Source organism: Kiloniellales bacterium, from assembly GCA_030064845.1.
In the GTDB taxonomy this organism is placed as follows: Bacteria; Pseudomonadota; Alphaproteobacteria; order Kiloniellales; family JAKSDN01; genus JASJEC01.
On record JASJEC010000054.1, the window covers coordinates 21,959 to 31,693 of the forward strand.

9 protein-coding genes are annotated in these 9,735 nt (G+C 69.1%); 2 read left to right on the top strand and 7 right to left on the bottom strand.

Annotated elements, in window-relative coordinates:
- Nucleotides 1-99 precede the first annotated feature (99 nt).
- From QNJ67_17165 to QNJ67_17180, 4 genes are all read right to left on the bottom strand, one after another.
- Nucleotides 100-963: a hypothetical protein gene (locus QNJ67_17165; GenBank protein MDJ0610708.1), complete on the bottom strand. Its 864-nt coding sequence runs from the start codon at nucleotides 961-963 to the stop codon at nucleotides 100-102.
- A 176-nt stretch (nucleotides 964-1,139) separates the two neighbouring features.
- Nucleotides 1,140-1,643 (bottom strand): CarD family transcriptional regulator, encoded by a 504-nt coding sequence (locus QNJ67_17170; GenBank protein MDJ0610709.1) that lies wholly within the window; start codon nucleotides 1,641-1,643, stop codon nucleotides 1,140-1,142.
- A 351-nt stretch (nucleotides 1,644-1,994) separates the two neighbouring features.
- Entirely contained in the window at nucleotides 1,995-2,339 is a 345-nt protein-coding gene (locus QNJ67_17175; protein MDJ0610710.1) for a ferredoxin family protein, read from the bottom strand.
- A gap of 71 nt (nucleotides 2,340-2,410) precedes the next feature.
- Nucleotides 2,411-2,881, bottom strand: coding sequence for a TerB family tellurite resistance protein (locus QNJ67_17180; protein ID MDJ0610711.1), 471 nt, complete (start codon nucleotides 2,879-2,881; stop codon nucleotides 2,411-2,413).
- Between the two features lie 96 nt (nucleotides 2,882-2,977).
- Here QNJ67_17180 and QNJ67_17185 point away from each other — a divergent pair, with 96 nt between their 5' ends.
- Nucleotides 2,978-3,616, top strand: coding sequence for a DUF938 domain-containing protein (locus QNJ67_17185; protein MDJ0610712.1), 639 nt, complete (start codon nucleotides 2,978-2,980; stop codon nucleotides 3,614-3,616).
- Nucleotides 3,617-3,625: 9 nt separating this feature from the next.
- Here the strand turns inward: QNJ67_17185 and QNJ67_17190 are convergent, their stop codons facing one another.
- The 3 genes from QNJ67_17190 to QNJ67_17200 are packed head-to-tail and all read right to left on the bottom strand — an operon-like array spanning nucleotide 3,626 to nucleotide 7,283.
- On the bottom strand, nucleotides 3,626-4,000 hold the full coding sequence (locus tag QNJ67_17190; GenBank protein MDJ0610713.1) for an RNA-binding S4 domain-containing protein: 375 nt from the start codon (nucleotides 3,998-4,000) through the stop codon (nucleotides 3,626-3,628).
- Nucleotides 3,997-6,519, bottom strand: coding sequence for a helicase-related protein (locus tag QNJ67_17195; protein MDJ0610714.1), 2,523 nt, complete (start codon nucleotides 6,517-6,519; stop codon nucleotides 3,997-3,999). The genes QNJ67_17190 and QNJ67_17195 overlap by 4 nt, the downstream gene beginning before the upstream one ends.
- A 59-nt stretch (nucleotides 6,520-6,578) precedes the next feature.
- Nucleotides 6,579-7,283: a protein-L-isoaspartate(D-aspartate) O-methyltransferase gene (locus QNJ67_17200; protein ID MDJ0610715.1), complete on the bottom strand. Its 705-nt coding sequence runs from the start codon at nucleotides 7,281-7,283 to the stop codon at nucleotides 6,579-6,581.
- A 159-nt stretch (nucleotides 7,284-7,442) separates the two neighbouring features.
- On the opposite strand from QNJ67_17200, the gene htpG reads away from it, so the two are divergent.
- Nucleotides 7,443-9,362 (top strand): molecular chaperone HtpG, encoded by a 1,920-nt coding sequence (gene htpG, locus QNJ67_17205; protein ID MDJ0610716.1) that lies wholly within the window; start codon nucleotides 7,443-7,445, stop codon nucleotides 9,360-9,362.
- The last annotated feature ends 373 nt before the right edge of the window (nucleotides 9,363-9,735 follow it).

Here is a 9,735-nt window from a genome sequence, read left to right on the forward strand (position 1 = left end):
GGCGGCGCCGTCCCGCGCAAGAGAGACGGCTGCAGCCCGTAGTTAATATAAATGTACTATGAAAGCTTTGCTAACCGAGCCTTGGCTCGGGCTCTCGACTCACGCCTCGAGCGTCTCGTCAACGGCGCCGCCAGGGGTCACGCAGGCCGCCAGCAGGGGGCCGCCGAAGCCGCAGCCGCCGTCGACCGTGACGGTCAGCGGCGTCACCGTCAGCCCCGGATGCTCCGGGTCGAAGCCGCGCACAATCAGCCGGTAGCTGCCGTAGGGCCGCGTGATGCGCCGGAACGCGCCGCTGCTCCACCAGAAGCTGTCGAGCTGGGCCTCGAGCGGGCGGTCGGGATCGAGGCCGGTATGCACGAACAGCAGCTTGCCGTCGTCGGTATAGGCCGCCCGGCGCAGCGCGGTGTAGAACTGCTGATGGCCGGGCCGGTCGTACATCGCCTGGCGCAGCTTGGCGGTCCATCGGGTCAGGCCGACTGCGCCGCCGGAGGCGTGCTCGCGGGCGTCCTCAATCGAGCTGCCGTAGGTCGCCAGGGTCGGCCCGATGCCCTGCTCGATCATCCACTCCAGGGTGGCGCGCGGATCGGTCGCGAACTGGATCTGCAGCAGCTTCTGCCACATCTCCTCCTGCCCGCCGCGGAGATAGGCGATGTCGCAGCAGAAGCTGTGCCGACCCGAGAGCACGGCGGTGCGAAAGCGCAGCAACTGCGCGATGGTCTCGGCAACCGCCGGGCCGCGGCCGATCATGTTGCCGAGATAGACCAGCCGGTCGCCCGGCTCGAGGCGCGGGACCAGCAACTGGTGCAGCCGGTCCAGCCGCTCGGCCTCGCCGTGTATGGCCGAAATCGCCCAGACCCGCTGCGCGGCAAGCAGTCTGGCGAACTTGCGCCGGTCGGTCGTCACAATGGCAGGGGCTGCGAGCAAGGGGCCGTCGGGGTCGTTCTGGTCAATGATCAGACCCATGGGAGGAGCGAAGGCTTTTCTGTTTTCCCGCTCCCGGGGTTAAGCCTAGCTGCTTATGGCCATCTTCCTGGACTAGAATAGCCCGCAAAGGCAAGGAAAAAGGCCATCACAGACTCTGCAAGGTCTTGGATGGCCCCGATTTTCCCCTTGAAGGCGGGCTGGACAGCCCGCCGCGGTCACGCCGCCTTGAGCAGATCCTCCAGCTTCTGGGCCGCCGCCAGCTCGTCGATCTTCTCCAGCGCCGCCAGCTCGCGCGCCAGGCGGTCGAGCGCGGCCTGATACATCTGCCGCTCGCTGTAGGACTGGTCCGGCTGGTCGTCGCCGCGGTGCAGGTCGCGCACGACCTCGGCGATCGACACCGGGTCGCCGGAGTTGATCTTGGCCTCATACTCCTGGGCGCGACGGCTCCACATGGTGCGCTTGGCCCGGCTGCGTCCCTTCAGGGTGGTCAGCGCGGTGTCCATGACCTTGCGCGTCGACAGCTTGCGCAGGCCCGAATTCTCGGCCTTGTCGACCGGAACCCGCAGCGTCATGCGGTCCTTGTCGAACTTGATGATGATCAGCTCGAGGGTCACACCGGAAATTTCCTGGGTCTCGACCCCCAGGACCTTGCCGACCCCGTGAGTCGGGTAAACCACGAAATCACCTGCGCTGTAGTCGACGTTTTTCGCTTTTGCCATGTGTCCGTTCTCTTGATCGCAGTTAATCCTATGCCAGACCCGACCTCGCGGCGGAGAAGCCAGGGCGCTCGGGGCGCCTACCGCCTGTCCAAACAAAGTTAAAGAGGAGCGCGACCCGCCGAAGCGGCGCTCCTCCTTGTTCCCGTCATAGCGTTCTCTGGTCGACGGCTTTTCCTAACCCCAAAGCTCACAGACCCTCATGAAAAGCCGTACTTAAAGACCCTTCGCTATTGCTCTGTATATATACAATATTTTACCGCAGAACTCAAACCCCGCGGGCAGAGCCGGCGCCGCGCCGCGCGCAGTATGGCGAGGCGCCGCCGTTGCTCGTGTCGCGAGACGGGGCTCGGTTCAGCCCTGGTCACCCTTGCCCGGATTGGAACTGAAGAACTTGTCGAACTTGTCCGAGACTTCGCGGAAGTTGTCGCTGTCGGCCGGCGCTTCGCCCTTGCGGGTGATGTTGGGCCACGAGTCGCTGTAGTCGCGGTTCAGCTCCAGCCACTTCTCGGCCTGGGGGTCGGTGTCCGGGACGATCGCCTCCGGCGGACATTCCGGCTCGCAGACGCCGCAGTCGATGCACTCGTCGGGGTGGATCACCAGCATGTTCTCGCCCTCGTAGAAGCAATCGACGGGGCAAACCTCCACGCAGTCCATGTACTTGCACTTGATGCAGGCCTCGGTAACGACATAGGTCATGCTCTAGAGCTCCTCACAGCCTTGCGCCGGCGCGTCATCGCCGCCGGTCTCGTTCTCTACGCGCCGTCCGGTCAGCCGGACCGGCCCAGCCGCGACAAAGCGCGCTTGCGGGCCTCGCCGCTGTCGCGGTCCGACACGTGCACCAGCCCGGCCAGCCGCCGCATCAAGTTGGCCTCGTAATCGTCCAGTTCGCCGTCGGCATAGACCACCTGCCAGAGCATCTCGATCAGCTCGACGCGCTCGTCGGCGGAAAAGCCCTGGTTGACCACCCGGGTGAAGCCGAACAGCTGGGACGACTCCGCGATACGGCTATGCGCCGTCTCCAGCAGGGTCTCGGTCTCCGCCTGGCTGAGGCCGAAGCGCTCTTTGAGCAGGTCTTCGATGTGCGCCCGCTCCTCCTCGTCGAAGCGGTCGTCCATCGAAGCGGCTTCGACCAGAAGCGCCGCCGCCGCGACCTGGAGCTCGCTGTCGTGTTCCTCGCCGGGCCCGTGGTGGAGCGGGGTCCCGGGATTGCTCAGGAGGGCCTTGATTGCCTTGATCATGGCCTTGCCTATCATGCCGGAAGTGGGCCGTTCAACCCTTGCCGGATTGGGGATTCCCGACTTGTGCCGCCGCGCCGGCGACACCACGTCGAGACCATGACGGACGAGCAGCGATCGGAGACGGCGGTGGACGACCTGCGGCTTTTCGCCCCCGCCACGCAACGCAACCGGGTCCCCATCCTGGACGTGCTGATGCGCGTCCTGCCGGCGCGGGGCCTGGCGCTCGAGGTCGCCAGCGGCACCGGCGAGCACGCGCGCTGGTTCGCGCAGAACCTCCGGCCCCTGGTCTGGCAGCCGAGCGATCCCGATCCCGAGATGCGCGAGAGCATCCTGAGCCACAGCCGCGGCGCGGAGCTCGCGTCGCTGCGGCCCCCTCTCGACCTGGACACGACCCGCCTGCCCTGGCCGATCGCCGAGGCCGACGCCGTGGTCTGCATCAATCTGGTGCACATCGCGCCCTGGTCCGCGACGCTGGGCCTGCTCGAGGGCGCGGCGGCGATCCTGCCGCCCGAGGGGCCGCTCTACCTCTACGGGCCTTTCCAGCGCAACGGCGGCCACACGGCCGAGAGCAACGCCCACTTCGACCGCAGCCTGCGCAGCCGCAACGCCGAATGGGGCGTCCGCGCGCTCGAGGATATCGCCGCGGCTGCGCGCGATGCCGGGCTCGCCCTGGACGAGACGATCGACATGCCGGCCAACAACCTCTCCGTGGTCTTCCGCCGGCGCCAGGCTTGACGGGCGGCCTCAGGTCTCGGTCAGGCGGTCCAGCGCCCGGCGGTCCTTCTTGGTCGGGCGGCCGCTTCCCGAGGCGCGGCGCGGCGCGGTATCGGGCGGCAGGCGGTTCGCCGCGCTCGGCGGCTTGAGGTCCTCGTAGAGCGCCTGGGCCTCGGGCGCGGGCCCGCGGCGCGTGGCCAGCGCCAGAACCTTTACCACGCGGATGTGGCGGCCCTGGGGAAAGGTCAGCACATCCCCGACCCGGATCTGGGCGTGGGCCTTGGTCACCGGGGCGCCGCCGAGCCGCAGCTGGCCGCCGCCGCAGACCTTGGCGGCCAGGCTCCGGCTCTTGAAGAAGCGGGCGTACCAGAGCCACTTGTCGACGCGCAGCCCGGCCTCGCTCACGGCGTCACCTTGAGGTCGCGCAGCTTGGCGAAGGGCGAGTCCTCGGAACCGCGGGCGGGCCGGGCCTTGGCGCGCCGGCGCGCACGGCGCGGCTTCTTCGAGTCCTTGCCGGTCCGGCGCGGCGCGAAGCTCGGCCCCGCCTCGCCCTGCTCGGCGCGATAGCCCAGCGCATGGAGGGCACAGGCGAGTGCCGGCTCGGAACTGCCGACGAGACGCAGCAACGCCGTGGTCGCGGTGAAACTTCCCTGGCGCGAAAGCTTCCGGGCCTCGCCGGCCAGGCGCTCGACGGCGTCGATACGCAGGGCGACCGCTGTCTTGCCCCGCTTGAAGCGGAGGAAGCCGAGCGCCTGAAGCGTGCTCTCGTCGGCCGCCTCGGCCAGGTCGGCCGGCAGCAGGGCGGCCAGCTTCGGGTCCGGCAGCGGACGGCCGTGATGGACCGACCACAAGAGCGCCCTCAGCGCCAGCGTGCGCGCGCTGAAGAGCGTCGGGAAGTACACCGCCGCGTGGCCGAGCCTGAGGCCGAGCTTGGCCAGCGCCTGGCGGTCCGCGCGGCCGAGGCTGCGGAGCGCCTCGGCGAGGTCGCGGCGCGGCAGGGCGCCGAGCGCCTCGGCCACCTGGAACAGGATGCCGCGGACCGCCGGTCCGGTGTCGACCTCGACGGCGCGGTAGAGCACGGCGAGTCGGCGGCGCAGGTAGCCGTCGAGCCAGAGGCCGAGCCGCTTGGCGATGCGCTCCCGCTGGGCCCCGTCGAGCCATTCGCTCGGCAGCGGCTCGGCGCGCGGCGAGAGCGGGCCGCCACCCTTGGCCAGGCGCGCTACCGGCGCGCCGCGCCAGGAGATCTCCCCGCCCGGGCCCAGGGTGAAGGCCTCCGGGGCGTCGTCTTCCAAGCGGCGCAGCTGAAGCGGGATGTGGCTCGCCAGGGCGCGCCGCGCCGCAGTGCGCAGGGCCTTGGCGTCGGCGCCCTCGGCCTCGTCGTCGAGCGCCAGGCGAAAGCCCTGGAGACGCCCGATGAACTCGCCCTCGACCAGGACCTCGCCCGACTTGCGGATCGCGCCGACCAGAGGCTCGCCGCCCTTGAGCCGCCGCACCAGGGCCGCCGTGCGCCGGTCGACGAAGCGCTGGGCCAGGCTCTCGTGCAGGGCGTCGGACAGGCGGTCCTCGATCGCGCGGGTGCGCTCCTGCCAGTGGGCGGCGTCGTCGAACCAGTCGCCGCGGTGGGCGATGTAGGTCCAGGTCCTGATGTGGGCGATGCGCGCGACCAGCGCGTCGATGTCGCCCCCGGTCTGGTCGAGGTGGCGGATCTGGCTGGCGACCCAGTCCTCCGGCAGAATGCCCTCGCCGTCCAGGAGGTGGCGGTAGACCCGGCGCAGCAGCGCGACGTGCTGGTCGGTCAGGGTCTTGCGGAAATCGGGAATCCGGCAGACGTCCCACAGCCGGGCGACCGCTTCCGGGTTGCCGGCCCGGTCCAGGATCTCCGGGTCGCGGCTCAGCACCGCCAGGGCCTGCTGGTCCTCGGCCCAGGGCGCGCGGGCTAGGATGCGCATCGGCGGTGCCCGGTCGAGGCTCTTGAGCAGGGCCGGCGGCGAGCTGTAGTCCAGGTCGCGGGAGCGCCAGTAGAGCTGGGTCAGCGAGTCGAAGCTGTGGCTCTCGACCGCCTCGACCAGCTCCGGGGCCATGGCGCCGAGTTCGCTGGTGGTGCCGAAGGTCCCGTCGTTCATGTGCCGGCCGGCCCGGCCGGCGATCTGGCCGACCTCGGCGGGTGTCAGGTCGCGCGGCGCCCGCCCGTCATACTTCCGAAGCCGACTGAAGGCGACGTGGTCGAGGTGCAGGTTGAGGCCCATGCCGATGGCGTCGGTCGCCACCAGGTGGTCGACCTCGCCGGACTCGAAGAGGCCGACCTGCGCGTTGCGGGTCCGCGGGCTGAGTGCGCCCAGCACGACGGCGGTGCCGCCGCGCTGGCGGCGGATCAGCTCGGCCAGGGCGTAAACCTCGGAGGCCGAGAACGCGACCACGGCGGAGCGCGGCGGCAGCCGGGTCAGCTTGCGCGGCCCCGCGTAGCTGAGCTCGGAGAAGCGCGGCCTGGTGATGATCTCCAGGTCCGGGATCAACGTCTGCAGCAGGACCCGGACCGTGTCCGCACCCAGCAGCATGGTCTCCTCGACGCCGCGCGCATGGAGCAGCCGGTCGGTGAACACGTGGCCGCGCTCGCGGTCGCCGGCCAGCTGGATCTCGTCGATGGCGAGGAACTCGACCGGCCGCTCCAGCGGCATGGATTCGACGGTGCAGAAGAAGTAACGGGCGCGCGGCGGCGCGATCTTCTCCTCGCCGGTGATCAGGGCGACCTGGGCACGGCCCTTCAGCTTGACCGCGCGGTCGTAGTTCTCGCGCGCCAGGAGGCGCAGCGGAAAACCGATCATGCCGCTGCGGTAGGCGAGCATGCGCTCGATCGCCAGGTGGGTCTTGCCCGTGTTGGTCGGCCCAAGGACCGCGGTGATCCGGCCGTCGCGCGCGTGGCTCATAGAGAAAGAATCGAGATCCGAAGCTGATTTTGCAAGCGCCGCGCCGATACCCGATAGCTTCAGCCGGAGATCAGCGGAACGAAGGCGACCGGCAGCACCGAGCGCCGCGAGACCTCGTCCTCGGCCTTCTTGACGAGCAGCAGCAGCTCCTGCTCGCGTCGCCCCGCGAACAGTCGGTTCCAGCCGCCTGGCCGCTCCACCGGGATCACCAGTCGGCCGCCGACGGCGAGCTGCGCGACCAGGGCGGGCGGCACGTCGTCGAACGCGGCGGCGGTGACCACGACGGCATCGTAGGGCGCGTCCGCTGGCCAGCCCAGGCTGCCGTCGCCGCAGTGCACAGTTATCCTGTCGTACCCCAGGCGGTCCAGCCGGCCGGCGGCGCCCTCGGCGAGCGCGTCGATCCGCTCGACCGTGACCACCTCGGCGCCGAGCTCGGCGATCACGGCGGCCTGGTAGCCGCAGCCGGTGCCGACCTCCAGGACCTTGTCGCCCGGCCCGATCGCCGCCAGCTCGCAGATCAGCGCGACGATGTAAGGCTGGGAGATGGTCTGGCCGTGACCGATCGGGAGCGGGCGGTTCTCATAAGCGAACGGCCGCTGTGCGGGATCGACAAAGAGATGGCGCGGCACCTCGGCCATGGCGGCCATGACTGACGGGCTGAAGGCGTCGAAACCGGTCCACTCGGCGGTCTCGGCAGCCTCGGCGGCGATCGCCTCGACCATGGCCCGGCTCGCGCTGCCGGCGGTCGGCGGCCGCTCGGTCATGGCCGCACCGCGCCGCCGCGGGCGAAACCCCCGGTGGGGCGGGGGTTGCAGGATACCGGGGCCCGGCACATATGTGCCCCGTCCTCCGTTACCGCGGGACGCGAGGTCTCGGGGACAGGGGGGCACATGTCAGACAAAGTATTCGCGCAATCAAAGGCCATGACTGAAGAGAAACTCAGCTTCCAAGCCGAGGTCAGCCGACTCCTCGATATCGTCGCGAACTCGCTTTATTCCAACAAGGAAATATTTCTGCGCGAGTTGATATCGAACGCGTCGGACGCCTGCGACCGCCTGCGCTACGCGGCGATCACCGAACCGGCGCTCGTCGAGGGCGACCCCGACTTCGCGATCACCCTGACGCCCGACAAGGCCGGCGGGACCCTGACCATCTCGGACAACGGCATCGGCATGGACCGCGACGAGCTGGTCGCCAACCTCGGCACCATCGCCCGCTCCGGCACCGCCGCCTTCGTTCAGGAGCTCGAGGACAAGAAGGGCGACGTCAGCTTGATCGGTCAGTTCGGCGTCGGGTTCTATTCCGCCTTCATGGTCGCCGACGAGGTCGAGGTGGTCAGCCGCAAGGCCGGCGACAGCCAGGCCTGGCGCTGGGTCTCGGACGGCAAGGGCGCCTTCACAGTCGCCGAGGCCCCCGGGGATAAGGCAGGAGACGAAGCGGACGCCCCGGCGCGGGGCACGCGGATCACCCTCAAGCTGCGCGACGGCGAGGCGGAGTTCCTGGACCGCGCCCGGCTCGAGCGGATCGTCAAGACCTATTCCGACCACATCGCGATTCCGGTCCTGTTCCGCGAAGCCGAGGCGGAGGACGGGGCCGAGCCGGCGCGCCTGAACAGCGCGGCGGCCATCTGGACCCGGGCCAAGTCGGAGGTCACGGACGAGCAGTACAAGGAGTTCTATCACCACGTCTCCCACGGCTTCGACGATCCCTGGCTGCGGCTCCATTTCAAGGCCGAAGGCGTCATCGAGTACAGCGGCCTGATCTTCATCCCCTCGACCAAGCCCTTCGACCTCTTCGACCCCTCGCGCCGGCACCGGGTGAAGCTCTACGTCCGGCGGGTCTTCATCACCGACGAGTGCGAGGACCTGCTGCCGCCCTACCTGCGTTTCCTGCGCGGCGTGATCGATTCCGAGGACCTCCCACTCAACGTCAGCCGCGAGATGCTGCAGAACAACCCGGTCCTGACCAAGATCCGCGCCGGCGTGGTCAAGCGGGTCCTGGGCGAGCTGAAGAAGAAGGCCGAGAAGGCGCCGGAAGACTACGCCGGCTTCTGGGACACCTTCGGCGCCGTCCTGAAGGAGGGGCTCTACGAGGACTCCGACCAGCGCGAGGCCCTGTTCGAGCTGGCCCGCTTCCAGTCGACCGGCGCCGACGGCCTGGTCAGCCTGGCCGACTACCTCGGCCGCATGAAGGAAGGCCAGGACGCGATCTACTACATCACGGGCGACGATCGCGAACAGCTCGCCCGCAGCCCGCAGCTCGAGGGCTTCGCCGCCAAGGGGGTCGAAGTTCTCCTGCTGACCGATCCGGTCGACGAGTTCTGGCTCCCCGCAGTCGGCCAATACGCGGAAAAGCCCTTCAAGTCGGTCACCCGCGGGGGCGCCGACCTCGGCAAGATCGGCACATCGGAGGAGACCGCCGAGAAGAAAGGCGACGATGCGGAGGGCGAGGAGGACGCCAAGGGCCTCGAGGCGCTGATCGCCTTCGTCCGCCTGACCCTCAAGGACGAGGTCAAGGACGTCCGCAGCTCGGAACGCCTGACCGAGAGCGCGGTCTGTCTGGTCGCCGACGAGTCGGACCTGGACATGCACCTGGAGCGCATGCTGAAGCAGCACAAGCAGCTCGACAGCGCCTCGAAGCGGATCCTCGAGGTGAACCCGAAGCATCCGCTGATCCTCAGCCTGGCTGAAAGGGTCGGGGGCTCGGGCGCCGGCGAGGATGTCGAAGAGGCCGCGCACCTGCTGCTAGACCAGGCCCGCATCCTCGAGGGCGAGCCGCTGCCCGATCCCAGCAGCTTCGCCAAGCGCCTTTCCGTGGTGATGACCAAGGGCCTGACCGTCTAGCGCGGTGCTCAAGAAGTGCCTAGCCGACCATCACCCTTCGACAAGCTCAGGGTGAGGGCGAAATGGTTCCAGCACTGACCCTCATCCTGAGCGTGTCGAAGGATGACCGCGATCAAGGGCACCAGGCTTTTTCATCGGCCTGCTAGGGCCTGTTGACATCCAGGGCGCGCTCCTGGTCCGAGTGAAATCGACCGCTGTTAGGCGCGAGGAGGAAGGACATGCCGAGCATATTCGAGGACGAGCAACGCGGCAGCGGGCCGATTTCGCCGGATCCCTTCGGGACGGGGCGCATTTGCGCCGGGGCGGCGTCGCGGAAGGCCTTGTGGGGCCCAACCCCACGGCGCCTCCCGCTCCTGGCCCCGGCGCAAATCCG